Annotated in this window: 17 protein-coding genes and 2 riboswitches; of the genes, 7 read left to right on the top strand and 10 right to left on the bottom strand. The window is 61.4% G+C overall.

Going from position 1 to position 25414, the window contains the following annotated elements; translation table 11 throughout:
• Positions 1 to 168 precede the first annotated feature (168 nt).
• From cobM to F8N43_RS07750, 4 genes are all read right to left on the bottom strand, one after another.
• Positions 169 to 915 carry a precorrin-4 C(11)-methyltransferase gene (cobM, locus tag F8N43_RS07765; protein WP_150653530.1) on the bottom strand — a complete coding sequence of 249 codons (747 nt, stop codon included), beginning with the start codon at positions 913 to 915 and terminating at the stop codon, positions 169 to 171.
• 83 nt (positions 916 to 998) lie between these two features.
• Positions 999 to 1412, bottom strand: coding sequence for a cobalamin biosynthesis protein (locus F8N43_RS07760; RefSeq protein ID WP_150640065.1), 414 nt, complete (start codon positions 1410 to 1412; stop codon positions 999 to 1001).
• Positions 1409 to 2113: a CbtA family protein gene (locus tag F8N43_RS07755; RefSeq protein ID WP_150634478.1), complete on the bottom strand. Its 705-nt coding sequence runs from the start codon at positions 2111 to 2113 to the stop codon at positions 1409 to 1411. The genes F8N43_RS07760 and F8N43_RS07755 overlap by 4 nt, the downstream gene beginning before the upstream one ends.
• Before the next feature lie 11 nt (positions 2114 to 2124).
• Positions 2125 to 2328, bottom strand: a complete 204-nt coding sequence (locus F8N43_RS07750) for a CbtB domain-containing protein (RefSeq protein ID WP_150653529.1) — start codon at positions 2326 to 2328, stop codon at positions 2125 to 2127.
• A gap of 119 nt (positions 2329 to 2447) precedes the next feature.
• Positions 2448 to 2676, bottom strand: a riboswitch (cobalamin riboswitch).
• Between the two features lie 238 nt (positions 2677 to 2914).
• Positions 2915 to 3128, top strand: a riboswitch (cobalamin riboswitch).
• Between the two features lie 99 nt (positions 3129 to 3227).
• Here F8N43_RS07750 and cobW point away from each other — a divergent pair.
• The 5 genes from cobW (at position 3228) to F8N43_RS07725 (ending at position 11770) form a co-directional block, all read left to right on the top strand.
• On the top strand, positions 3228 to 4289 hold the full coding sequence (gene cobW / locus F8N43_RS07745; RefSeq protein ID WP_150634481.1) for a cobalamin biosynthesis protein CobW: 1062 nt from the start codon (positions 3228 to 3230) through the stop codon (positions 4287 to 4289).
• A 3-nt stretch (positions 4290 to 4292) separates the two neighbouring features.
• On the top strand, positions 4293 to 8159 hold the full coding sequence (gene cobN / locus F8N43_RS07740; RefSeq protein WP_150653528.1) for a cobaltochelatase subunit CobN: 3867 nt from the start codon (positions 4293 to 4295) through the stop codon (positions 8157 to 8159).
• Positions 8160 to 8260: 101 nt separating this feature from the next.
• Positions 8261 to 9259, top strand: a complete 999-nt coding sequence (locus F8N43_RS07735; protein ID WP_150630074.1) for an ATP-binding protein — start codon at positions 8261 to 8263, stop codon at positions 9257 to 9259.
• A gap of 119 nt (positions 9260 to 9378) precedes the next feature.
• Positions 9379 to 9924, top strand: a complete 546-nt coding sequence (locus F8N43_RS07730; RefSeq protein ID WP_412072584.1) for a vWA domain-containing protein — start codon at positions 9379 to 9381, stop codon at positions 9922 to 9924.
• Positions 9925 to 10123: 199 nt separating this feature from the next.
• Positions 10124 to 11770, top strand: a complete 1647-nt coding sequence (locus F8N43_RS07725; RefSeq protein WP_150653526.1) for a phospholipase D-like domain-containing protein — start codon at positions 10124 to 10126, stop codon at positions 11768 to 11770.
• Between the two features lie 151 nt (positions 11771 to 11921).
• Here F8N43_RS07725 and F8N43_RS07720 read toward each other — a convergent pair whose 3' ends face one another.
• Entirely contained in the window at positions 11922 to 13463 is a 1542-nt protein-coding gene (locus F8N43_RS07720) for an MFS transporter (protein WP_150653525.1), read from the bottom strand.
• A 165-nt stretch (positions 13464 to 13628) separates the two neighbouring features.
• Between F8N43_RS07720 and F8N43_RS07715 the strand changes: the two genes are divergently transcribed.
• Together F8N43_RS07715 and F8N43_RS07710 are read left to right on the top strand one after the other, a co-directional pair.
• Positions 13629 to 14495, top strand: coding sequence for a LysR family transcriptional regulator (locus F8N43_RS07715; protein ID WP_150630070.1), 867 nt, complete (start codon positions 13629 to 13631; stop codon positions 14493 to 14495).
• A 390-nt stretch (positions 14496 to 14885) separates the two neighbouring features.
• Positions 14886 to 16445, top strand: coding sequence for a TerC family protein (locus tag F8N43_RS07710; protein ID WP_150630068.1), 1560 nt, complete (start codon positions 14886 to 14888; stop codon positions 16443 to 16445).
• A gap of 114 nt (positions 16446 to 16559) precedes the next feature.
• On the opposite strand, the gene F8N43_RS07705 is transcribed toward F8N43_RS07710, so the two are convergent.
• The 5 genes from F8N43_RS07705 to F8N43_RS07685 form a co-directional block, all read right to left on the bottom strand.
• On the bottom strand, positions 16560 to 17438 hold the full coding sequence (locus F8N43_RS07705) for a DUF4434 family protein (RefSeq protein WP_150653524.1): 879 nt from the start codon (positions 17436 to 17438) through the stop codon (positions 16560 to 16562).
• The gene (locus tag F8N43_RS07700) at positions 17438 to 20602 is read right to left on the bottom strand and encodes an NfrA family protein (protein WP_150653523.1); all 3165 of its coding nucleotides are present in this window, start codon (positions 20600 to 20602) and stop codon (positions 17438 to 17440) included. Before F8N43_RS07700 ends, F8N43_RS07705 begins: the two co-directional genes overlap by 1 nt.
• A complete protein-coding gene (gene nrfB / locus F8N43_RS07695) occupies positions 20599 to 22773 on the bottom strand; it encodes a cyclic di-3',5'-guanylate-activated glycosyltransferase NrfB (RefSeq protein WP_150653522.1) in 2175 nt (724 codons plus the stop codon). Before nrfB ends, F8N43_RS07700 begins: the two co-directional genes overlap by 4 nt.
• Complete coding sequence (gene wecB / locus F8N43_RS07690; protein ID WP_150653521.1) at positions 22770 to 23924, bottom strand: non-hydrolyzing UDP-N-acetylglucosamine 2-epimerase; 1155 nt, start codon at positions 23922 to 23924, stop codon at positions 22770 to 22772. Before wecB ends, nrfB begins: the two co-directional genes overlap by 4 nt.
• A gap of 455 nt (positions 23925 to 24379) precedes the next feature.
• Positions 24380 to 25348, bottom strand: a complete 969-nt coding sequence (locus F8N43_RS07685) for a hypothetical protein (protein WP_224787795.1) — start codon at positions 25346 to 25348, stop codon at positions 24380 to 24382.
• Positions 25349 to 25414: the final 66 nt, after the last annotated feature.

Here is a 25414-nt window from a genome sequence, read left to right as displayed (position 1 = left end):
TGTTCGCTGCGACAAGAAAAACGGCGCCCCGTGAGCGCCGTTTTTTTATGGGGAAAATTCCTTGGCCCCATCGCGAGCAGGCTCGCTCCCACATTGGATCTGTGGCGGACACAGTAATTGAGTCTGGTCACGATCCCCTGTGGGAGCGAGCCTGCTCGCGATGAGGCCCTATGGCCGATACAAATGCGCATGCCCGGCGCGATACAGCGACGACTCGCTGAAATGATCACTGCCCAACACCCGACCTACCAGAATCAACGCCGTGCGCCGAAAACCCTTCGCCTCAACCTTCCCGGCAATATCCGCAATCGTCCCCACCACCCAATCCTGATCCGGCCAGGTCGCCCGGTGAATCACCGCAATCGGACAATCCGCGCCGTAATGCGGGAGCAATTCGATCAGGATTTTCTGCAGATGATTCACCCCCAAATGAATGGCCATGGTCGCCCCATGCTGCGCCAGATTCCCCAGTTCCTCACCTGCCGGCATGCTGGTCTTGTCGGCGTAGCGAGTCAGGATCACGCTCTGTGACACATCTGGCAACGTCAGCTCCGCCCCCAAAAGCGCCGCACACGCCGCTGTCGCTGTAACACCGGGAATGATTTCAAACGCAATATCGAGTTCGCGCAGGTAGCGAATCTGTTCGCCAATCGCGCCATACAGACTCGGATCGCCGGAATGTACGCGAGCGACGTCTTGGCCGTTGGCATGGGCGCTTTTGATCAGTTCGATGATCTGTTCCAGGTGCAATTCGGCGCTGTTGACCACCTGTTCGGCATTGTGGCCTTCCAGCACGGCGGCCGGGACCAGTGAGCCGGCGTAGATGATCACCGGGCAGCTGCGGATCAGTCGTTGGCCTTTGACGGTGATTAGTTCCGGGTCGCCGGGACCTGCGCCAATGAAGTAGACGGTCATCGTCGTTTCCTGTCAGAAAAAGGGGCTGGTCAAGGCTTCAGATGAAGATTGCTCATGATCGAAGGCGAGGATTATCGAGGATTTTACGCAGAGCAGGCCAATGCCAGGGTCGCCTGGGCATACTTTTGTCGGGAAATCAGCAGTTTTGCCGGCGCCTGGGCCAGTTGTTCGGCAAGGGCGAGGGCGGCACTTTCTGCTACGCCGTAGCAGCCGGTGCGTTCGAAGGCGATGTCCGAGCGGTGGCTGAGTCGTGGTTGATAACCGGCCAGTTGTTCACTGCTGAAGTACATCAGGGGCAGCGCGAGTTGTGCAGCGAGTTCGATCAGGCCAGGTTCATCACGTTTCAGATCGATGCTGGCCAAGGCCTTGATCTGGTGAAGCCCGATTTGATGCGCCTGTAGCGCCTGATCGAGTAACGCCCGCAGCGTGCTCACGGGGCAGCCGCGCTGGCAGCCCAGGCCGACCACTAACGTCGGCGCTGTGCGGGTGTTGGTCATGCGTGGTATTGGCCATCGCTTTTGCGGCGGAACAACCAGGCGCTGATCAGGCCCAGAGCCAGCCAGAATCCCATGTTGGTCAGCTGCGAAGCGATTTTGAACTGGGTTTCCAGGGCTTCCGGCGCGAGCATCGAGTGCACTTCCGGTTGCGGTGCGCCGATCACATGTGGAACCGCCAGGATGGCCACGCCGAGAATCTTCATCAGCCAATGACGGCTGAACACGATCAGCGCGATGCCAACCGCAGTGGATGCAGCGGTGCCGATCCACCAGATTTGCCGTTGTGCCAGATCCGCTGCGGCGGTGCCCGGCAGTTCCGGTGGCAGGCCGAGGGTTGGCGCCAGTACGAACGTCGCGTAACCGGCCAGGCCCCAGAGCAGGCCCTGCGAGGTTTTGGTCGGTGCGCGCAAGGTGTAGAGGCCAGCGAGCATCAGCGCAAAACCGACGGCAACTACCAGATTGCCGCCCGTGGTGGACAGCACGCGCTGCCAGCCGTCTTGCGGCTCCCAGGCTTCGGCATCGTGGGTGTGAGCGGCGGCACCGGCGGCGTGCTCATGAACTTCAACAGCGGCCGGCTCGGATTTTTCGTAAGTCTCGGCCTGCAGAATCAGCGGAGCGACCCAGAAGCTTTGCAGCAGGGTCAACAGCAGGGCGGCCAGCAGCCCGGTGAAACCTGCGGTTTGCGCAATACGCTTGATCATGTCGACAGGTCTCAATGGCACGGGAAAGCGGAGCTGTGACGGGTATCGTGCGCGGCGTTGTGCACCGCTTCGATGTGCGAGAAACCGGCGAAATACACCAGGCACGCGCCAAGGATCGATGCGCATACGGCAGCGGTCAGGCGTTGGGTCAGGGTCGTGGTGGTGCTGGTGGTGCTCTTATCGGTGTTGCTGCCGGTGCTGCTGATGATCGACATGGCGCTTCCCTCTGGTCTGTCAGCGGGTGAATAGAGCGCATGGAAGACCCCTGCGAATCGGGCTCGCAGAGGTTCAAACAGCGCCCGCCCACCGCGGGTTTGTTGTTCAGTGAACGTAATCGTCACTTTGTGTTGCGGGCCGGTCTCCGGGCTCGCGAGGGGCTTGGGCGTCAACCGAAACCTGCAAGCGTCACCTTCCCATGCCGAATTGCCGGCACAGTGGATCTGACGCTTCGCTCGCTTACCGTTGCGGGGGCAGCACCGGACTGACATGGCTTTGAGTAAAGCACATGATTCACCGGTTTCCCGTTTCACCCTGTGAAGGGCACCCGTAACAAGGCGTGTAGGAGAGCATGGGCGGGGGTTGGGCGTCAATTGGCAAGGGTTCTCAACTCGGGGGCAAGGGCAAGGAGTGTTACCTGTGGCGAGGGGATTTATCCCCGTTCGGCGGCGACGCCGTCGCAAAACCTGCTTGCGGGGCCCTGAAGGAATGCAGGGGGCCGCTTCGCAGCCCAACGGGGATAAATCCCCTCGCCACAGGGGATTGCAATCAACTGACGGACATTGACCCGCCCACACACCATGCGTAGCCTTGCGCTTTCGAGGTTCTTCGGCGTTTGCCGAAGCTAAGAAGGGAACGCGGTCGATGCCGCGGCTGCCCCCGCAACTGTGAACGGTGATGTTCGCTGCCACGCCACTGCACGCTCCAGCCTTGGAGCCCGCGGGAAGGCGCAGCAAACGCCAGTCTAGCGACAGGCACACCGTCAGCCAGGAGACCTGCCTCGACACAGATTCTCACTACAACCGGGCGGGGTGATCCGGTGGCGAACTCTTCCGCGCGCGCATCCGCCGCCGCGATTGTCGTCCCGTATGCCCGCCACCTTGCCAAAGGGCATCCGATGAAAACACTGGCCAAACTCCCCGTCACCATCGTTACCGGCTTCCTCGGCTCGGGCAAAACCACCTTGCTGCGGCACATGCTCGACAACGCGCAAGGCCGCCGCATCGCGGTGATCGTCAACGAGTTCGGCGAGCTGGGCATCGACGGTGAAATCCTCAAGCAGTGCTCGATCGGTTGCACCGAAGAAGAAGCCAACGGCCGCGTCTACGAACTGGCCAACGGCTGCCTGTGCTGCACCGTTCAGGAAGAATTCTTCCCGGTGATGCGTGAACTGGTAGCCCGTCGCGGCGACCTCGATCACATCCTGATCGAAACCTCGGGTCTGGCCCTGCCAAAGCCGCTGGTTCAAGCCTTCCAGTGGCCGGAAATCCGCAGTGCCTGCACCGTTGACGCGGTGATCACCGTGGTCGACAGCCCGGCCGTTGCCGCTGGCACGTTCGCCGCGTTCCCGGATCAAGTGGACGCCCAGCGCAAACTCGACCCGAACCTGGATCACGAATCGCCGCTGCACGAGTTGTTTGCCGACCAACTGGCCAGCGCGGATCTGGTGATTCTCAACAAGGCCGACTTGATCAGCCCTGAGGACCTGGCCCGTGTGCGCCTGGAAGTCGCTGAAGAGTTGCCGCCGGCAGTCAAAGTCATCGAAGCCAGCAGCGGTCGCCTGCCGCTGGACGTGCTGATCGGCCTCGGTGCCGGCTCCGAAGAACACATCGACAGCCGTCACAGCCATCACGATCACCATCATGAAGGCGAAGATGACCACGATCACGACGCGTTCGACTCCATTTCCATCGAGCTGCCACAAGCCGACGAAAGTCTGCTGATGGACGCGCTGACCCAACTGGTGGTCAAGCACGGCATCCTGCGGGTCAAAGGTTTCGCGGCGATTCCGAACAAGCCGATGCGCCTGTTGATTCAGGGCGTGGGCACGCGTTTCGACAAGCATTTCGACCGTCAGTGGGGCGCCGACGAAGCACGCACCACGCGTCTGGTGTTGATCGGTCAGGAGCTCGACGCCGCGCAACTCGAAGCGCAACTGCGCGCCGCGCTCAGCGTTTAACCCATGCACCTGCTCAGGACCCAGCCCGGCGGTTTCGTCTCGGATGACAACATCGCCGACCTTGGACAAACCCCCGCCGAGCTGGTGATCCTGTGCAGCGGCGATTCCAGCCTTGCGCTGCTCGCCGAAGCCGCGCAGCAGTTGCCCGACGATTACCCGAGCGTGCGCCTGGCCAACCCGATGCAGGTGCAAAACCACGCCTCGGTCGATTTGTATGTCGATGAAGTGCTGCGCCACGCCAAGGTGATTCTGATTTCGCTGCACGGCGGCATTGCCTATTGGCGCTACGGCGTCGAGCGGTTGGTCGAGTTGTCCGAGCGCGGGGTGCAACTGATTCTGGTGCCCGGCGATGATCGCCCGGACCCGGAGCTCAGCGACCTGAGCACGGTGGTGGCCGAAGACCGCGACCGGCTCTGGCATTACCTGCGCCAGGGCGGCATGGCCAACGCCCTCGATCTGTTTCGCTGCCTGGCCAATCGCTGGCTGGATCGCGACTATGTGTGGGCCGAGCCACAAACCCTGCCGCGTACCGCGATCTACCACCCGAAAAAAAGCCCCGCCGTTTTGAGTGATTGGCAGGCCGACTGGCAGGCCGGTCAACCGGTGGCGGCGGTGCTGTTTTACCGCTCGCATTTGCAGGCGGCGAACACCGCCTTCATTGATGTTTTCTGCCAGCGTTTGCAAGCGGCGGGGTTGAACCCCTTGCCGATTGCCGTGGCCAGTTTGAAGGAACCCGGCTGCCTGACGGTGGTCGAGGACTGGCTGGATGAAGTCGATGCAGGGGTGATTCTCAACACCACCGGTTTCGCTCAATCCAGCCCCGAAGCGCCGCATTTGCGACCTTTTCGCCGAAATATCCCAGTGATCCAGGCGATCTGCGCCCAGGACAACGAACCCGGTTGGCGCGCCAGCGAACAGGGCCTCGGCCCGCGGGATCTGGCGATGCACATCGCGCTGCCGGAACTGGATGGGCGGATCATCAGCCGCCCGATCAGCTTCAAGGACCTGGCGTGGCGCAGCGAGCGCAGTCAGTCCGATGTGGTCTGCTATCGGCCTGCACCTGAGCGCATGGATTTTGTTGCCGAACTGGCGCGGCGCTGGATCGATCTGGCGCGGGTGCCGAACAGCGAAAAACGCATCGCCCTGATCCTCGCCAATTACCCGACCCGTGACGGGCGCATTGGCAATGGCGTCGGCCTTGATACGCCTGCCGCCGCGTTGAACATCCTCCGAGCGTTGCACGCGCAAGGTTATCCGCTGCCCGCCGAATTGCCGGATAGCGGCACCGCGCTGATCCAGCAATTGCTCGGCGGCGTCAGCAACGACCTCGATACCCTCGACCAGCGTCCGTGTCATCAAAGCCTGGCGCTGGACGATTACAACTCGATGTTCAACGCCTTGCCTGAGGCCAACCGCCAAGCCGTGCTGGAGCGCTGGGGCACGCCCGAAAGCGATCCGATGTTTCGCGGCGGACGGATGATGATCGCCGGGCTGCGATTTGGCCTGACCTTTATCGGCATTCAACCGGCGCGGGGTTATCAGGTCGATCCGAGCGCGGTCTATCACGACCCGGACCTGGTGCCGCCCCACGGCTATCTGGCGTTTTACTTCTGGTTGCGCAACACCTACGGCGCCCACGGCGTGATCCACGTCGGCAAGCACGGCAACCTCGAATGGCTGCCGGGCAAAGGCGTCGGGCTCTCGGAAAATTGCTGGCCGGATGCGTTGCTCGGGCCGCTGCCGAACATCTATCCGTTCATCGTCAACGACCCGGGCGAGGGCGCTCAGGCCAAGCGCCGCACGCAAGCGGTGATCATCGATCACCTGATGCCGCCGCTGACCCGCGCCGAAACCTACGGCCCGCTGCGCAACCTCGAACTGCTCGCCGACGAGTATTACGAAGCGCAATTGCTCGATCCGCGCCGCGCCCGCGAATTGCAGCGCGACATTTTGCAACTGGTGCGCGACACGCACATCGACCGTGAACTGCAACTGGACGAGAAGCTCGACAGCGACGCCGATGCAGCCATCTGGCTGCCGCGTCTGGACACGTATTTGTGCGATTTGAAGGAGTCGCAGATCCGGGATGGCCTGCATGTGTTTGGCGAGTCGCCGAGCGGGCGTCTGCGCATCGACACGTTATTGGCGCTGTTGCGGATTCCACGCGGTGATGGCCGGGGTGCGCAGTCGAGTCTATTGCGAGCATTGGCCAAGGCGTTTGCGCTGGGGTTTGATCCGCTGGATTGTGAGTTGGCCGATCCGTGGACCGGTGCGCGTCCTGATGAACTGCAATCGATCAGCGATGAAGTCTGGCGCACGGCGGGGGATACCCGTGAACGTCTGGAACTGTTCGCCACTCAACTGATCTCGCAGACATTAAACCTGCCTCAAGCCAAACCAGGCCCCTGTGGGAGCGAGCTTGCTCGCGATGCGGTTGAACATTCAGCAACGATGTTGATTGACCCACCGCTATCGCGAGCAAGCTCGCTCCCACAGGAAGCAAGCTGGATTGAGGTGCAGGCCATCCTCGACAACCTGCGCGAAGTCGTCGCGCCACGCCTGGACGCCTGTGGCCCGGCGGAAATGCGCGGCCTGCTTGACGCCCTCAGCGGCCGTTTCGTCCCCGCCGGCCCCAGCGGCGCACCCAGTCGCGGCCGTCTCGACGTGCTGCCGACCGGGCGCAATTTCTATTCGGTGGACGTGCGCAACCTGCCGACCACCACCGCGTGGCGCATCGGTTTTCAATCGGCGAACCTGATTCTCGAGCGGCACTTGCAGGATCACGGCGATCACCTGCGTCAACTCGGTCTGTCGGTCTGGGGCACGGCGACCATGCGCACCGGTGGCGATGATATTGCGCAAGCCATGGCGTTGATGGGCGTGCGTCCGGTCTGGGCGACGGGCAGTCAGCGGGTCGATGACTTCGAAATTCTGCCGCTGAGCCTGCTCGACCGCCCGCGCGTAGACGTAACCTTGCGCGTGTCCGGGTTCTTCCGTGATGCCTTTGCCAACCTGATCCGCCTGTTCGATGCGGCGGTGCAAGCGGTCGCTGCGCTGGATGAACCGGACGATCTCAATCCATTGGCGGCCAAGGTCCGCGCCGAACGCGAAGCGTTGCTGCAATCGGGCCTTGATGAAGACGCGGCCAAACGGCAGGCCGGTTGGCGCATTTTCGGCGCCAAACCCGGTGCTTACGGCGCTGGCGTGCAAGGGGCAATCGACGGTCGTTTGTGGCAGAGCCGTGATGACCTGGCCGAGGTCTACCTGAACTGGGGCGGCTACGCTTACGGCGGTTCCGACGAAGGCACGGCGGCCCGCGAGCAGTTCGCCCAGCGCCTGAGCCAGGTTCAGGCCGTGCTGCAAAATCAGGACAACCGTGAGCATGACTTGCTCGATTCCAACGACTATTACCAGTTTCAGGGCGGTATGCTCGCGGCCGTGGAAAGCCTCAGCGGCGCAGCGGCGGCCAGTTACCACGGCGATCACAGTCAGCCGGACTTGCCGAAAATCCGCACGTTGAAGGAAGAATTGAACCGGGTGATCCGCTCACGGGCGGCCAATCCGAAGTGGATCGACGGCGTGAAGCGCCACGGCTACAAAGGTGCGTTTGAACTGGCGGCGACGGTCGATAACCTGTTCGCGTTCGACGCGACCACGCAGTTGATCGACGATCACCAATACGCGTTGCTGGCCGATGCGTACTTGCTGGACCCGGCGACGCGGGAATTTGTCCGTGAGCACAATCCCCATGCGCTGCGCGACATGACCGAGCGCATGCTGGAAGCACAGCAGCGGGGGATGTGGAAAGAGCCGGGCGAGTACCGCGAGGCGCTGGAGAGTTTGTTGCTGGATATAGAAGAAGACACCTGATGCGCCGCCTGCCCTATGGGAGCGGACTTGCCCGCTCCCATAGGGGTACAGGCGCCCGTGAGATTTATTGATAGATCACCGACCATGACCGAGATTTAATAATGACCGACACCCCGCATTTCCCCTTATCCGCCGTGGTCGGCGCCGACGATCTCAAGCTCGCTTTGTACCTCACCGCCATCGACCCGAAGATCGGCGGCGTGTTGATCGAAGGCCCGCGTGGCATGGCCAAGTCCACCCTGGCCCGAGGGCTTGCGGACCTGCTTGCCAGCGGCCAATTCGTTACCTTGCCGCTGGGCGCCACTGAAGAGCGTCTGGTTGGCACCCTCGACCTCGACGCCGCCCTGAGCGAAGGGCGCGCGCAATTTTCTCCCGGTGTATTGGCCAAGGCTGACGGAGGGGTGCTCTACGTCGATGAAGTCAATCTGCTGCCCGATCACCTCGTGGACTTGCTGCTCGACGTCGCCGCCAGCGGCACCAATCTGATCGAGCGCGACGGCATCTCCCATCGGCATTCGGCGAAGTTCGTGCTGATCGGCACCATGAACCCGGAAGAGGGCGAGTTGCGTCCGCAACTGCTCGACCGCTTTGGCCTGAACGTCGCCCTCAGCGGTCATACCGCCCCGGCCGAGCGTGGGCAGATCATCCGTCGGCGTCTGGATTTCGACAGCGATCCGCAACGCTTCTGCGCTGAATGGGAAAGCCAGCAGCAGTCATTGCGTGAACGCTGCCAGGCAGCACGCAGCACATTGGCAAGCATCCCCCTCGACGATGAGGCGCTGGCACAGATTACCGAGCGCTGTTTCGCCGCCGGTGTCGACGGCCTGCGCGCCGATCTGGTGTGGTTGCGCGCCGCCCGTGCCCACGCGGCATGGCGAGGGGCGAGCGCGATTGCCGAAGAAGATATTGATGCGGTGGCCGAGTTCGCCTTGCGCCATCGTCGTCGCGAACAGTCGCCACCGGCACCGCAACAGGCCCGGCAACCCGATCCGCAACAGTCCAACCCGAGCGAAGGCCAGGGCCAGTGGGGCGAAATGCCCGCGCAGGCGCTGCCGGTTGGCGCTCGACGTGAAGTGCCGAGCTGGCCAAAAAAGCCCTAGGCATTCGCCCTCGATCTGACGCGGGGGCGAATGCCAGACCCCGCGCCGGACGGCTGGACCACGGCAAACAGGGTCAGCGTCATGCCGCCCGCAACGGCTCGATCAACTGGCCCGGCACCTTGCTCAACGGCCGTCCGCGCCAACGCCAGGATGTGCTGTTTCATCTGCGCACGCGCTCGCCGCACGAGCTATGGCTGGTCATCGTCGACGCCTCGGCCTCGACGCGCCGCCATCACGCATTAAGTGACGCCAAGGGGCTGCTGGCGCAATTGTTTGACGACGCCTACCGTCAGCGTGCGCGCCTTGCATTGCTGACGGCCAGCGGCCATGCGCCGAAGTGGCAAGTGCAGGGGTTGAAAGCTTGCAGCGGATTAGGCCACTGGCTCGATGGCCTTGGCGCGGGCGGTGGCACGCCGTTGCTGGCGGCGCTCGGCGAGGCGGGGCGATGGCTCGCGGTGCGGCGAAAACGCTTTCCGGCGGAACAGCAGCGCTTGTTGCTGGTGACGGATGGGCGGTTGAAGGAATGGTCGGGGTTGCCGGTGCTGGAGTGTCCAGGGTTGCTGATTGATATTGAGCGTGGGCCGATTCGGCTGGGGCGGGCGCGGCAGTTGGCAGCAGAGCTGCAGGCAGATTATCGGCATATCGATGAGTTGATTTCAGGCTGAAAGTTGCCGCGTCTTTAAGGGCCGCATCGCGGGCAAGCCCGCTCCCACAGGGTTTTTGTCGTTCGCAAAGTCGTTGATCAATACACAAATCCTGTGGGAGCGGGCTTGCCCGCGATAGCATCCACTCGGTAACAGCATTGTCCCCATAACCCGCAGCGCTGCCCTATGCTCTGAAAGCCGCCATTCACAGGAGTGAAGCATGCGTGTTCTCGTCACCAACAGTCAGGACGATTTTCGCGTCAAAGCCTACGCGGGCACCAATGGCGTGCTGCTGGCCATGGACCTGGCCGAATCCCGCCGCCAAGGCCTGCTGGGTTTCGCCATCGAAAAGCAGCAAGGGAGCAAGCCCTGGCTATTCCTGTTCAATAGCCTGACGTTCCCCGACAAGGCGCATACGTTCCCGCAGTTTCACGCCACCCCGAGCGACCTCGCGCCGTTGCAGAAATTTCGCTGGGCCGATTATACGGTCAATCCGGGGATGACGATCCATTACCGAATCCACCTCGCCTATGGCAGCGCCGAGGCACCGCAGCTGGGTGAATCTCTGGAAGTGACCGTCACGTCCGATAATGGCCTGCCGCACAATCAGAGTGTGATTTTCAACCGCGCCGTGGCCGCGAGTCAGGCGTTCCAGCGCAAGTTTCCCGAGCTCGACGCGCTGATCAGCGCCAACAAGAACCTGCCTATCGAAGCCTGGCCCGATGCCCCTCGGCAATGGCTGGAAAATGGTCTGCTCGGGCGCTTGCTGGGGTTTATCGAACGGGCGCTGGATGGTCAGTGGGCACTGGACATTGCCATTTACGAATACGAGTTGCAGGTGATCGTCGATGCCGTCAACGCGGCGTTCGAACGGGGCGTGAAGGTTCGCGTGTTGTATCACGCACAACCTGACGATGATGACACCGCGATCAACCAGGCCAGCCTGGAAAAAATCCCGGCGGCGAACAAGCGCGGGCGCGTCACTCACAACATCTTTCACAACAAATTCATGGTGCTGAGCCGACTCGACGGCGCCGGCCAGCATCAGCCCGAAGCCGTGCTGTGCGGCAGCACCAACTTCACGCCCAATGGCGTTTATCGCCAGGCCAACGTGGTGCATGTGCTGGACGACGTGCGCATCAGCGCCAGCTATCTGCAGACCTTCGAGCAGGTCTGGGCGACACCGGCCGATGTCGGCGCCACCCGGCAATGGCTCACGCAACACAACCCGATGGACCCGCAGCAACCGTTGTTCGTCGGGTTCTCTCCGCGTTCGGGGCTGGGTGATTTGCGCGAGTTTGTCGAGATCATCACCGCCGCGAAAAAGGACGTACTGTTCGTCACCGCGTTCGCCTTGCCCGACGACATTCTCAACGCGCTGCTCGGCCAGCCCCAAGACGACATTTTGCGATATGGCCTGCAAAACACCGCCAGCCGCATCACCGGTTTTCACGCCGACCGCAGTGCCGAATTCGCCGCGACTGCGCTGCTCAACACCGGGCTGGAAGGCTGGCTCCGAGAGAACATGAAAGGCCAGAAGGGCAACCTGCTGGTGCACACCAAAGCCGTGGTCACCGACTTCACCAGCGACGCGCCGACGATCATCAGCGGCAGTCACAACCTCAGCGTCGCAGCCAGCAACGGCAATGACGAGAACTACCTGATCGTGCGCGGCGATACCGATCTGGCCGACCGTTATGGTCTGGAGTTGCTGCGGTTCTACGAGCATTACCGCTTTCGTTACTTTGCCAAGAAGCTGGCACTCAAACAGGTCCAGCCGTTGAAGGTGGATGACAGCTGGACCAATGATTATTACCTGGCGGGGGATTTGCGGCAGCTCTCCAGATTGCGTTTTTCCGGGCGGTAAACAGTGTGTCCAACGGGGGCACCGCGGTTTTTGCACGGATCTGCGATGATTTGCCCATCGCCTGACGATACTGGCGCGCACGCCGGCCCATGTACAAGCTCGCCCGACGGCATGGGCTGCGATGCCAATGCCGAGCGGGTGCTGGCGTCCTTCAAGCCCTTGCGCTGATGGTGGCCGCCGATGGGGCCGGAATCGGATTGCGCATCAACGTGCCTACCACCAGCGCCCCCAGCAGTGCGAGCAAACCGGCGACCCACAGCAAGAGACTGAAACCGCCGACGAACGCTTCTCGGGCCAACGGTTCGATCACGCTGCGCGCGGCTTCCGGCACCAGGCCCAGCGCTGCCGGCATGTCACCGGCCACCACCCGCGACGCGATGCCTTGGGTCTGGGCGAGCCATTGCGCGCCTTGTGCCGACAAATCTGCGCGCAACAACTGCTCGGCATGGCTGGACAGCAATGCGCCGTACACGCCGATCGCCAGCACGATCGCACTGAAGCGCATGGTGGTGCTCAGGCCCGAAGCCATGCCGGTGCGTTCCCTGGGCACGCAGGCCATGATGTTTTTCTGCGTGTCGCCATTGAGCAGCCCGGCACCGGCGCCCGTGACGGCAATCGCCAGCGCGAAAGGCAGGTACCCACCGCTGCTGACCGCCCAGGCACTGAGCAGATTGCCGATGCCGACCAGGCTCAAACCGGTCGCCATCAGCGTGGCCGGGGCAAGACGGTTGGCCAGGCGCACGCCGATCCGTGGGCAAATCAACATGGTCAGGGCAAACGGCAACATGCCCAGCCCCGAGGCGATGGCCGAGAAACCCAGGCCGTTTTGCAGATAAAACGGCAGCAACGTCATCATCACCTGAGCACAACCGGCGTAGGCAAACATGCCCAGCAAGGCGCCGATGAAGCGCGGATGTTTGAACAGTTGCAGGTCGACCATCGGCCGCCGCTGCATCCGCTCGATCACGACGAACAACCCCAGCAACAGCGCGCCGCCGATCAGTCGGGCGTAAGTGCTCGGGTTGTTCCAGCCGATCCGGTTGGCTTCGATCAGGCCCCAGATCAGGCACAGCAAACTGCCACTGAACGCCAGACTGCCCCACGGATCGAGGCGTGCGGATTGGGGGTCGCGAGACTCCGGCACGGCACGCCAGACCATGACCATCAGGAACAGGCCCACCGGCAAATTCAGGTAGAAGATCCAGCGCCAGCCGATGTACTCGGTAATCAGCCCGCCGATGGTCGGTGCGGCGGTCATCGCCACGCCCATGCACGCGCCCCAGAAAGCCCAGGCTTTGGCCCGTTCCGCTTCATCGTGAAAGGTGTGGCCGATAGAGGCCAGTGCCGAGGTCAGCAGCAACGCCGCGCCGACACCCTTGATCGCCCGGGCGATGTCGAGAAACAACGCGTTGGGTGCCGCGCCGCAACCGATGGACGCCAGAATGAAAATGACCAGGCCACAGAGCAGGGTTTTCTGCCGGCCGAAGCGGTCGGCGATGCTGCCAGCCGGCAGCAACAGGGCGGCGAAGGCGAGCATGTAGGCGCTGACCACCCATTCGATGTCGGCAAAGTTGGCACCCAGGTCCCGGGCAATCGTCGGCAAGGTGACGGCGACGATGTTGGTGTCGAGGACGATCAACGAACAGACGCCAGAGGCTGTCAACAGTGTGAGGCGCGGATTGACGCGGCTCATGACCGGATTGCCTTTTGCGCAATGCGGATGGACATAACGGCGATAAGAGGTTTGACGTTCATGGTGTGGGCTCTCTACTGTGATTGCCAAATGAGCTTATCGCGCCCGCTGACAGGCTTCGTTAGCCGAAAACCGGCACTTCATTACCTTTGAGCTAATCCACCGATGGACATACGGCATTTTCGCTACTTTCTGGCCGTTGCCCGACAAGGCAACTTCACTCGCGCCGCCGAACAACTCGGTATCGCACCGCCGACCTTGACTCGGCAGATCCAGGACATGGAGAACGAGCTTGGCACGCGGCTGTTCGTGCGTCAGACCCGTGAAGTCAGCCTGACCGAAGCGGGCGCCGCACTGCTGATCGAAGCCGAGGCGACGGTGCGCCAATTTGAATACGCCCAACGCAATGCCCAGCGTGCCGGGCGAGGGGATATTGGTCATATCGAACTGGGTTACGTGGCCTCTGCGGTGTACTCAGGTCTGCTGCAGAAGCAGGTGCAAGCGTTCAGTCGCGAATGTCCGGACGTCAGCCTCAACGTGCGCGAAAGTCCGATGGCGACTTTGCCGGCGATGGTGCTCGAAGGTCGATTCGATATCGGTTACGTGCGCTCACCCCTGACGTTGCCCGAAGGGCTGGAAGCCATTCGCCTCGACGCTGAAGGTTTTGTGCTGGCGCTGTCGAGTGAGTCGTGGCTGTGCCGTTTGCCCGAGATCAGCCCGGAGCATTTGAAGGGGGAGAGGTTCATCCTGCCGGAGCAGATCAGCGGCACCTTGCAAGTCGCGGCCGAGGGCGGGTTTGCGCCGAAGCTCGGGGCGCAACCGGGCGGGTTGGTGGCCGTGCTGGCGCTGGTGTCGCTGGGGCAGGGCGTGGCGGTGGTGCCGGAGTCGGTGGTCGGGCATGTCGGGTTGCCGGGTGTTGTTTACCGGTCGATCAAAGGGTGTGAGGCGAGTTCGTGGTTATCGTTGGTCTATCGGCGGTTCGAGAAATCAGCGGCGGTGGTGCGATACATCGAGCGGGTGAAAAACCGCTAAAAGCAACAGCTTCGCTCGCACATTGAACCGCCTTTCGCGACCCTTTTTTTGATCATCGAAGATCCATTGTGGGAGCGAGCCTGCTCGCGAAGGCGGCGGTCGGGACAACGGCAATCCAGAGGTGTACAGATTTTGTAATGATTTCTGGCTGTAGGAAAAGTTACTTTCGCCTGTACGCTCCAAGGCCTTTTTCCTTTCAGGACTTGCATGAACACCCTCTCGGAGCCTCCCAGTTATCCTTCCTCCCGGCGCCACCGTGCGCGCCTGATGCACGCGAAACACCCGGTCTTTCGCCTTCTGACCAGCTTTGACATTGCAACGCCACGGCCTCTGCGCCGCGCCTTGCCGTGCCCGGCATTCTGAATTCACTGAAGAGATCGAGACGTTTTTATGGAATGGATAGCTGACCCCACCGCGTGGCTGGGCCTGTTGACGTTGATCGTGCTGGAGCTGGTGCTCGGCATCGACAACCTGGTGTTTATCGCCATCCTTGCGGACAAGCTGCCGCCGGAGCAGCGTGACCGTGCGCGAATCATCGGTTTGTCCCTGGCCTTGCTGATGCGCCTGGGCCTGTTGGCGAGTATTTCCTGGCTGGTGACCCTGACGCAGCCGCTGTTCGAAGTGTTCGAGCACAGTTTCTCCGGTCGTGACCTGATCATGTTGTTCGGTGGTGTGTTCCTGTTGTTCAAAGCGACGATGGAATTGCACGAGCGACTCGAAGGCCATGTCGGCCAGCGCTCGTCCAACACGGCTTACGCGCTGTTCTGGCCGATCGTCGCGCAGATCGTGGTGCTCGACGCGGTGTTCTCTCTTGACGCGGTCATTACCGCCGTGGGCATGGTCGATGAACTGGCGGTCATGATGATCGCGGTGATCATCTCCATCGGCCTGATGATCGTCGCCAGCAAGCCGCTGACCCGTTTCGTCAACGCCCACCCAACGGTCATCATGCTCTGTCTGGGCTTCCTGATGATGATCGGTTTCGCGCTGACCGCTGAGGGTCTGGGCTTCCACATTCCGAAGGGCTACCTGTACGCGGCCATTGGTTTCTCGATCCTGATCGAGCTGTTCAACCAGATCGCCCGGGCCCGCCGCAAAAAGTCCATGCAGGGATTGCGACCGATGCGCGAGCGCACGGCTCACGCCGTCCTGCGTTTGCTGGGTGGTCGGAAACTGGCGGTAGAGGAGGTCGGCGAAGAGATCGCCGACTTGCTCGACAACGGCGAGGCGCCGAGCGAAGAGCTGTTCGACCGTCGCGAGCGGGTGATGATCAGCGGCGTGCTGCAACTGGCCGAGCGCCCGATTCGCACGTTGATGACGGTCCGCGCCGACATCGATCACATCGATCTGTCCGACGACGCAGAAACCATTCGTACACAGCTGATGCATTCGTCCTACTCGCGCCTGCCGTTGATTCGCGACGGTGCGGTGGATGAGCCGCTGGGCTTCGTGCACAAGAAGGAATTGCTCAAGGACTATTTGGCTGGCAACGAGCCAGACCTCGAACACCTGGCACGCAAGACCATCAACTTGCTGGACAGCTATTCGATTCTCAACGCCCTGGAACAGATGCGCAGAGCCTCGACGCACATTGCCTTTGTGGTCAATGAGTTCGGTGACTTCGTCGGTATGCTGACCATGACCGACATTCTTGAGTCGATTGCCGGTGAGCTACCCGACGCCAGCGAAATCGAAGGGCCGGATGTTGTGGAAGAGCAGGGCGGGTTCAGGGTCAATGGTGCGTTGAACCTGATGCGGGTTCGCCAGCGCACCGGGTTCGCCGCGGAACCGACCGAGGACTATCAGACCTTGGCGGGTCTGGTCGTGAGCTTGCTGGATCGTCTGCCGATGATTGGCGACAGCCATGAGTGGGAAGGCTGGCGCATGACGGTGATGGCGGTTGAGGAACGGCGGGTGACGCGGGTGTTTCTGACGCGGGTCGGCGGGTGATTCTGCGCTGGATTTGAGGGCCCTTCGCGAGCAGGTGCGATGTTTCGACCTGCTCGCGATGGCTGACTCCAAGCGACTCAAACCCTATTGATGAAAGGTCGTCCGATCCTTCCCCTAAAGTTTTGAAACATCGCCGACCTGATGCTTGCGTTGGTTGTCGAGAATCACCTTGCCCCACGGTCGATAACGCAGGGAAAACACCGCCGTCGGATGGCAACCTGCCGATGTGGCGTGCGGGTTGGCCGGCTCCGCGCGAAATGCTTGGCCCTCGGCGCTGATTTGCCGGAACGCTTCGCGCACGATACCGACCGGACAGGGCAGTGCGCCGGCGTAGCCGTGACGCACCAGTGGCGGCAATCGCCCGGTGCCTGCGCCATCCTGCCACCACACGTGAACACCCGCGTTCGCCAGGCCTCCCAGCCACTGGCCGTTTACCTGGGGTGCAAGTTTGCCGGCAGTGAAGGCGCTGACGTGCAGCGGTGCGTCCAGTTTGCCGGCGAAATCCTCGAGCTGGCGTTGCAGGGTTTGCCGTCGATCGACCGCCAGGAAGTGAAAGTCGTCGAGCTCCATCGGCAGGTACCAACCGCTCACTGGCAGTTTCCAGTCCTGGCGCAGCCGCTGTTGCTGAGCCAGCGACTGCCCGAGTTGCGCCTGCCAATACGTTGCGAGCCCGGCGCTGTCCAGCTCATCGATGCGTTGGTAATAGGCCGGGTCCATGCTCAGGCCCAGCACCAGTTTCAGGCCTTGCTCGTGGGCCAGTTTCAAACTGGTGGCGAGCCAGCCATCGACGCCGCCGAAGTTTGAATCACCGTACGCCGTCCATTGCACGATGACCGTCTGCACGCCGTGTTTGGCGCTGTCTTGCCAGATCCGTCGCCATTGCGCCTGGTTCAGATTGGCGTCGACGTTCAGGGGTTGGTAAAAAATTCGCTCATCGGCGCGCGCCATTGTGCTGCTCAGCAACAGGCAAAAGACCAGGAGAAAACGCGTCATCAGAAATTCAACTCCACACCCAGCAACACACCGTTGCCGCCTTCATACAGGTTGCCGCTCAGGGATTGTTGATACTCGGTACGAACCGTCAGGTGCGCGCGGTAAGCGTTGTAGATGTCGTCGTCGAACCACCATTGCCAGCGCAGGCCGATACCGGTGCGCAGGTCCTGGCGCCAGTCATTGTTCGGGTCCTGGCTGGCGAACTCGAGAAAGCCGTACGGCATAACGGTTTGTGCGCCGTTGAACGGCAGCTTCCAGGTATGGCCTTGCTGGAAGCGCGACAGCCATTGGTGATCACCGGCCTTGGTCCACCACGCCGCGTCGAGATAGAGCGAACGCTCCTCCCAATCGTTTTCATCGATGCGCCAATCGTTGCGGAATCGTCCCTGATCAAGAAATGAGGCCGTGGCGCGCAGCAGGTAATCGGTGCTGGTGTGGCCGTCCTGGCGATGATCGTTGAACTGGTTGGCGAGTTTTTCAGGAATCAGCAATTGACCGAGGCTCAGGTGCTGATTGTCGTTGCTATCAAACGAGCTCTGCTTGTAGAGCTCGCCGTAGAAGTTGATGTTCGCCGTGCCCCAGGGCTTGTAACGCAAACCCACGCCGGTGCCGAGGGATTCGCCGTAACTCGACCGGCCCTGACCGCCGAGCAGTACGCGGCCATAAACCGCCAACGCGCTGCCGGCGCGACTCGGCTCTTCGCCGAGCGCATGGTCCCAGATCGCCACTTGCACGTTCTGTGAGGTGGCGCGCCGAGAGGTGTCGCGCAGGGTTCCGTTGGGGCGGAAACTGTCGTTGGTCGAGACTCCGGCCGGTGACCAGGTGCTGGCCAGCGTGCGGCTGTCGCGCCGGGACAGGGTTTCGTGGGCGCGGCGCTGGCGATAACGCCTGGCTTCCATGCTGCCGTCCTCATCGTCGGCGGCCACCGGGTGCTGTTCCAGATCGATGACCCGCCGCAATTCCTTGCGCGCCGCCGCACTGTCCTTCGCTTCGTCATAACGCAGCGCCAGGGTTTCGCCGAGGCGATAGTCTTCCGGGAAGTCGCGGGTGGCGCTTTGCAGATAAGGGATGGCGTGGGCGCGCTGTTCCCGGGTGTCGGCCCCGGCCAGGCGCATGCCGTAATCGGCGCGAAAACGCGGGTTGCCTGGCTCGCGGCGCACGGCTTCGGCGAGCCATGCGGTGCTTTGCTCCCGTTCGCCGGCCTTTTGTGCGGTGACCGACGCTGCGTAAAAATGCCCGGCATCCGGCGCCTGCTGCAAGGCTGAACGCTGACGCTGCATGGCGTCGACATGATCACCGCGCGCGTCGGCAATCACCGCACCCAGCGCCCACTCATTGGCACCCCGTGCGCGACTCTGTTGCCAGTAACGTTCTGCTACCTGAGTGTCGCCCGCAATGAGGGCGCTGCGGCTGGCCGTCAGTTTGGCGTTATCGCTCAGTTCGGCTTCCGGCAGGCTGCGCCAGATGGCCAGGGCGCCCGACGAATCACCGGCCGCTTCCAGCGCATACGCCAGCGGCAGGCGACTGCCACGGTCGCCGAGTGTTTCGGCGGTCTGGTAGTAGACGACGGCTTCACCGGGCCGGTCCGGCATGGCACAACGGCCCAATACCCGGTAGTCGCCTGCGACCTGCGGATGTTCGTCAATGGCTTGTTTCACCGCATCGCACTGACCTTTCTCGGCCAGTTGCGCCAGCAATTGGCCGCGCGTGGCGGGATCGACGCGATTGAGCAGCGACACCATGCGTTTCTGCTGCGTCGGGGTCGGCGTCGACGCGGCATAGAGCCCCGCCAGCCGTTGCAGCAGGCCAATGGGTAACTTGCCGGCATGACGGTCATAGGCGCGTTCGAGCAACTGTTGCGCGTGTTCGCGCTGACCGGCGTTCAGCGCCAGGTACGTCGACTGATTGAGCGAGCCAACGTTGCCGGTCTGCTGGTAGTGCCGCTCCCAGAGCGTTGCGGCTTCAGTAGTGCGACCCAGGGCTTGCGTCAGTTCGGCCCGGCGTTTGACCACGTCGGCCGTCTGTGGCTGGCCGGCGAGCCAGGCCATGACTTTGTCGGTCTCGCCCTGGTCCTGCCAGATGTCCAGCAGCCGTGCCTGGCGGCGACTGTCCCAGGGTTCGGGCAGGCGCGTGCTTTGCAGCAACTCGGTGGCTTGCAGACGCTGGGCCAGGATCAGCCAGGTCTGCGGGTCGTCGTTCGGCTGGCAGCCACGCAACTGTGTGAGTGCGGCTTGCGGATCGCGACCGGACAGCCATTCGGCCGTTTCGAGGCACGGACGCTGCAATTCGCCACTCAAGCGTTGCACGGTCGGCACGTCGCCGCTCTGCCGTGCCAGCTCCCACAGGCGCTGGCGTTGCGCCGGATCCGCCAGGTCGCTGGCGGGCAATGATTGAATCCAGCGTTGAGCCTGTTGCACCTGGCCCATGGCGATCGCCCGATCGACCATCGCAAGGCGGGCCTTGCGCGCGGCTTCGGGCGTTGGCGCTTGCTGCAGCAATTGCTGCAAAGGCTGTTCGTCGAGCTTCTGCACATAGGCGTTGGCCAGTCGCTGCCAACCTTCGGCGTCCAATTGCTTGCTGGCGGCCAGTGGCGCCAGTTGCTCGATGGTGCCGTTCCAGTCGCGCAATTGCTCGGACCAGTTTGAGCGGGCCAGGTGCAGAATGTCGTCGTCACCCTTGGGCGCCAGTTGCGCCAGCCAATCGTGAGCTTTGCCGGCGCCGCCAAATTTCGCGAGGCTCAGGCTATAGGCCTGCCACAGGCGTACCCGCTGACTGAGGTTGCTGCTAGCGATCCATTGTTCTACCTGCTCGCTGCCCGGAGGATCCTGTTCGATCCAGGTCAGGCGCAGGTTGAGCAGGGCGTCGTTGTTGTCCGGGTTATCCGGCAGCGCTTGCACGGCATCCTTGTACCGACGTTGCTTGGCCAGCGCTTCCACGAGCAGGGCCCGGGCTTCATCGTTTTTCGGCACTTTCGCCAGCAGGTGGCGCATCAGCCGTTCGACTTCGGCCCAGTTGCCCTTTTTCGCTTCGCGGTAGCTGCGATCCATGTAGGGGAAACTGCGAAATTGTTCGAACTCGGTCAGCGGTTCCGCCTGTACCCAGGAACTGGTTGTCAGGCTCAGCAACAGACTGCCGATCAGGAGGGCATGACGATCAGGCTTCATGCGACCTCCCGGACAATACGGTAGGCGGCTTGCTGTTCGCTGGCCTGGTCCACCAGGGCTTGTTCGAGCACTTCCTGAGTGATCATGCCGCGCGAGATGAGGTGTTCACCCAAGGACATGTGCTCGGCGTCGAAGTCGATCAAGGCCTGATTGAACAGGCTCGGCGGGACCATGCCGCGCACTTGCAGCAGATTGCCCAGCAACACCTGATGATGGCTGACGCGTTCGAGCAAGGCTTCATCGTCCTGATGACGCTCAAGCACTTCGAGCATGTGGTGTACTTCCTCATTCTGACGGGGGCTGGCGTACCAGTAGCGGATACCCAACGTGACGCGGCCCTGCGGCGCGAGACGGCAGCGCACAGGGCGTTTCAATTGACGGCTGATGGCGCCGAGGGAGACCTGGCTCACCGGGCCTTCCGAGGCGAGCACCAAGGTTTTGCCTTCCTCGGCCACCGGCAGCACGCCGTAGTGGGAGGCGATCTTGCGCGGCACGGCGTCGATCAGGCGCTTGTCGAGTTTGAACGGGTTCAGTGGCGCCCATTCCAGGTCCAGCTGCTCGGCGAGGGTTTCCACCAGTTGCGTGCTGTTGATGTGTTCACGCAGCAGCAGTTCGTGGCCCAGACGCCGGCGAATCGGGTTGGTGATCGCCGCTTCCAGTTGTTCTTCGGTGAGCAGGCCTTTTTCCACCAGGCGATGACCCAGCGGCGTGCGCTGGGCCTTGGTCAGGGCCGGGAATTCGTGGGTGGTCTTGTCCCAGGCCACTCGGCGTGAATCGCCCATTTCCATGACCTGACGCAGCGCCCGCACGTTGGCGAAGAAGTTGATGAAGTTGCTCCATATCATGCGCGGTGCCGACAACAGGCCTTCGACCAGTCCGTAGTAACGGGTGACGAACCAGCCACGCTGGAACAACCGATTGATCAGCATCAAACCGTTGAGCCACAAGAGCGTCGCGAGCACCGGGCTGTTGGACAAGATCGACGGATAGCGCCAGGCGTTGGGTGCAATCACCGTCATCAGCCACATCGCCAGCAGCACGAGGCACAGCAGGTTGACCAGGAAACTCAGCAGGTAAGCGATCATGCCGCGACGGTCGCGCCAGAGGAAATAGTTGAGCACGCCCGTGGGGCTCCAGCCGAGGTTCTTGGTGCCTTGGAAGACGATGCCGACGATCCAGCGCGATTTCTGGCGGATGGCATGCTGAAAGTCCCGGGGGAAATGCTCGCGAACGCAGATCACTTGGGAAAACACACGGTCCATGCCGAACGCCCAGGGCTGTTCGAGCGCCAGTTTCGGGTCGGTCACCGAGTAGCGCGCAAAAATGCATTTCATGCCTTTTCGCTTGAGACGAAAACCGATGTCGTAGTCTTCGGTCAGGCTCTGCACGTCGAAGGCAATGCCGTCGCCGTCTTCGAGCAGGGCGCTGATGGCTTTACGGCTGAAGCAGGTGCCGACCCCGGCACTGGGCACCTGGCCGGTCATGGCTTCGCGGACGATTACGTCCTTGCCGTGGTTCTCGGCGAACTCGTCGACGTAATGCCCGGCGGTGAAACCTCGCCATTCCGGTGCATAGGGATAGACCGGAATCTGGATCAGGTCCTTGGCCGGCAGCAGGTAATTGAAGAGGCGCAATTCCATTGGCGAAATCACGTCTTCGGCATCGTGCAGAATGAACCCGGCGAACTGGATTTTCGCCTCGCTTTCAAAGCGCAGGATCGCGTCGATGACGTTGTTCAGGCAGTCGGCCTTACTGGTGGGGCCGGGGCGGGCGCAGACCACTTTGTGCACGTTGGGATAGTGCTGGCAGACGGCATCGACGTCGGCCTGCGTCTCGGCATCGTTAGGGTACGTACCGACGAAAATCTGATAGTTCTCGTAATCGAGGGTCGACGCCGCCAGGCGCGCCATCTCACCGACCACACCGACTTCGTTCCACGCCGGAACCATGATGGCCAAAGGTTTTTCGGCAATAGCGTACAGGCGCTCTTCATCCGCACGCTTGAATTTTTCATAGATCCGCCAGCGCCGGACCAGTTTGCGGCCCCAGTACACGAGGTCGATGAACAGGTCATCGAGCCCGAGGAGGAACATCAAAAACGCCAGGATGATCGCGAGGTATTTGAGGCCGAACAGGACGTAGGCAAAAAAATCGATAAAACCGAAACTCATCGCGCTTTAACCGCCGCCGAGCGCTCGCTTAGCCACTCACACAATCGGGTGGCGATGCGTTCGCTGGCGTGGCCGTCACCATAGGGGCTGTGAACGCGGCTCATGCGTTCGAAGTGAACCTCGTCATCCAGCAAACGACTGGCTTCCTTGACGATGCGGTCGGTGTCGGTGCCCACCAGCAACACGGTCCCGCCTTCGAGCACGGACGGTCGCTCGGTGACGTCGCGCAGTACCAGCAGCGGCTTGCCGATAGCGGGTGCTTCTTCCTGAATGCCGCCCGAATCGGTAAGGATGAAATGCGCACGACCCATCAGCCAGACAAAATGCTGATAGTCCTGCGGCGCCACCAGATAAATGTTCGGCTTGTCCGACAGCACGCCATATACCGCTTTCTGTACCTGCGGATTCAGGTGCACCGGGTAGACGAACTGCACATCCGGGTAGCGCACGGCGAGGTCGGCGAGCGCCTGGCAGATGTTACGAAAACCATCGCCGAAATTTTCCCGGCGGTGGCCAGTGATCAGCACCAGGCGTCGATGGTCTTCAAGCACCGCCAGCGACGAACCGGCGGCAGGGTGCCAGTGGATTTCCTGCTGATGGGTGCGCATCCACAGCAGCGCATCGATCACCGTATTGCCGGTGACTTCAATGTTGGCCTTGGGCACGCCTTCGCGCAGCAGGTTGTTTTCGCCCTTGGTGGTCGGTGTGAAATGCAGGTCGGCAATGACGCCTGTCAGGCGACGGTTGGCTTCTTCCGGCCACGGTGCACGCAAATTACCCGTGCGCAAACCGGCCTCGACGTGACCGATTGGCAACTGGCGATTGAACGCGGCGAGGGCGGCGATGAAGCTGGTGGTGGTGTCACCGTGAACCAGCACGATGTCGGGTTTCGTTCGCTCGTAAGCCTGATCGAGGTTGATTAGCAGTTGTTGTGACAACCCGTTGAGGGTCTGGCCCTGGGTCATGACTTGCAAGTCTTCGTCGACCGTCAGTTCGAAGGAATCGAGTACTTGCTTGAGCATCTCACGGTGCTGGCCGGTGGAGCAGATGTTCAATTTGACCCCTGGCCATTGACGCAACACTCTGGCGAGTGGCGCCATCTTGATGGCCTCCGGACGCGTTCCGAAAACCATCATGATGTTGAAAGACATTGACCCCTCCTGGGAATGTGACAAGGCTCTGGCTCAAGGCCGGCAGCGCTTTTCGCTTGCTGAACCATGAATGAAAACAGCCGAGTCGGCGTGTGTCCAAATCGGCTTCAGGTTTGACTGCCGTCGCTGAAATGCGACTGATGCTCCGCCGAAAGTGGCTCTTGGATCGCACTGTAAACCCAGTAGCGAGGATGGAGTAACCAAAGAGGGCATGAGAAAAAAAGCGAGGCTAGCACCGTCCTTCAGGACGGGCAATCCGCTTGGCATGACACGTTGTCGGCACCTTTCCAGGAATTCTCACAGGCGAGAAGTTTTGAGCAAGTTGGGGGCGAGCGGCTCTAGGGCCTGCATGGCAACTGGGGGAGGGTTAAGAGGTCTGTTCAGCGCTGAGCGGAAGCAGTGGAGTACAACGAGAGATGGTCTTGTACTCCGACTGCTTCTAGCGACTTCAGCGTTTATTTTTTCGTTGGCAAAACAGTTTGTTTCACCGTGTAGGCGAATGATTCGTTATGGTAGTTGACCGCGAAAATTGTTAATTCGTCGCCAGGCGTTATTGGCGACGGGAGGTCTCTATAAAAAGCCAGATACCTGTCGGGCTTCCAACTAATAATAGGGTTTAAACCTATAGTGTAGGGAAGAAGAGCTGCGCCTCCAAAGACCTCTCCTGTGGGAACGCGGATTATTGCAGTGACAGATGATTTTATCGGGAAGAAAATGGCGCCTGGGTGAGTGCCACAAGAAGGATAGTCAGGCGTGCCTACTGCACACTTGGAGCCGGGCTCTTGCCCAACGACCAGATTTGTTACCGGCGAACTTGTATTGTTCACAAACACCGAGAAAGAAATGTTTTTGCCTGGCAAGTTTTGCAGGTTCAACGAACTCATCGTGAAGTCACCATTTGCCAGGGTGCTTGCCTGTTTCAAGATTCCATCAGTGGTTAATGCTGTGACCATGAACGGCCCTGTTGAACCGGCGCCAACTACGCTCCCTGAAATGGATGTGTCACTTTTTGACAGGGGCGTCGTGACGCACACCTCTGGCCCGTTTTGACCAATGAGCCCTCTGTTGACGAGATCTCCGCATTCTTCTGAAGCCGCGACGGAATTATTGCCCTGTTTAACGTTGCAGCCTGTCAAACAAAGTCCTAATGCCGCCGTGAAAAGCAACGTTCGGGTATACATGTCCCAACTCCCTTGGCTAGCCGCCGTCATAATTCCAATGAAGCTCAAGTATTCGTGAGTGTTTATCAGGGCGTCTACTGTCAAAGATGACAGTAAACGAGGCTGTTTGGCGTGGTAATTGATCGAATTCAGTTCATTGGCGCGGAGGCGGTGCGGCAGTGTTTCAACCGGTTTGATGAACTCTTCTCTGGTTATGGAAGGGCGATCCCTGCAGCAGTGGACAGCGGATTTATCGACACGCAATCGCTTTACTCTCCAGGTATTTCTCCCTGGGTGTCAGTGACACCTTCCGCTCACTTGCCCTCAATG

The sequence above is a fragment of the Pseudomonas fluorescens genome (genome assembly GCF_902498065.1).
In the GTDB taxonomy this organism is placed as follows: Bacteria; Pseudomonadota; Gammaproteobacteria; order Pseudomonadales; family Pseudomonadaceae; genus Aquipseudomonas; species Aquipseudomonas fluorescens_BJ.
Note: the sequence above shows the minus strand (reverse complement) of the source record. Positions and strands in the feature narration are given on the sequence as shown.

Excerpts from the sequence above, each read along its gene's own strand:
- F8N43_RS07755 (WP_150634478.1), bottom strand. The coding sequence starts at position 2,113 with ATGATCAAGCGTATTGCGCAAACCGCAGGTTTCACCGGGCTGCTGGCC.
- F8N43_RS07725 (WP_150653526.1), top strand. The coding sequence starts at position 10,124 with ATGCGTGTTCTCGTCACCAACAGTCAGGACGATTTTCGCGTCAAAGCC.
- F8N43_RS07705 (WP_150653524.1), bottom strand. The coding sequence starts at position 17,438 with ATGACGCGTTTTCTCCTGGTCTTTTGCCTGTTGCTGAGCAGCACAATG.
- cobN (WP_150653528.1), top strand. The coding sequence starts at position 4,293 with ATGCACCTGCTCAGGACCCAGCCCGGCGGTTTCGTCTCGGATGACAAC.
- cobM (WP_150653530.1), bottom strand. The coding sequence starts at position 915 with ATGACCGTCTACTTCATTGGCGCAGGTCCCGGCGACCCGGAACTAATC.
- F8N43_RS07715 (WP_150630070.1), top strand. The coding sequence starts at position 13,629 with ATGGACATACGGCATTTTCGCTACTTTCTGGCCGTTGCCCGACAAGGC.
- F8N43_RS07760 (WP_150640065.1), bottom strand. The coding sequence starts at position 1,412 with ATGACCAACACCCGCACAGCGCCGACGTTAGTGGTCGGCCTGGGCTGC.
- cobW (WP_150634481.1), top strand. The coding sequence starts at position 3,228 with ATGAAAACACTGGCCAAACTCCCCGTCACCATCGTTACCGGCTTCCTC.
- wecB (WP_150653521.1), bottom strand. The coding sequence starts at position 23,924 with ATGTCTTTCAACATCATGATGGTTTTCGGAACGCGTCCGGAGGCCATC.
- F8N43_RS07710 (WP_150630068.1), top strand. The coding sequence starts at position 14,886 with ATGGAATGGATAGCTGACCCCACCGCGTGGCTGGGCCTGTTGACGTTG.
- F8N43_RS07720 (WP_150653525.1), bottom strand. The coding sequence starts at position 13,463 with ATGAGCCGCGTCAATCCGCGCCTCACACTGTTGACAGCCTCTGGCGTC.
- F8N43_RS07700 (WP_150653523.1), bottom strand. The coding sequence starts at position 20,602 with ATGAAGCCTGATCGTCATGCCCTCCTGATCGGCAGTCTGTTGCTGAGC.
- nrfB (WP_150653522.1), bottom strand. The coding sequence starts at position 22,773 with ATGAGTTTCGGTTTTATCGATTTTTTTGCCTACGTCCTGTTCGGCCTC.
- F8N43_RS07735 (WP_150630074.1), top strand. The coding sequence starts at position 8,261 with ATGACCGACACCCCGCATTTCCCCTTATCCGCCGTGGTCGGCGCCGAC.
- F8N43_RS07750 (WP_150653529.1), bottom strand. The coding sequence starts at position 2,328 with ATGTCGATCATCAGCAGCACCGGCAGCAACACCGATAAGAGCACCACC.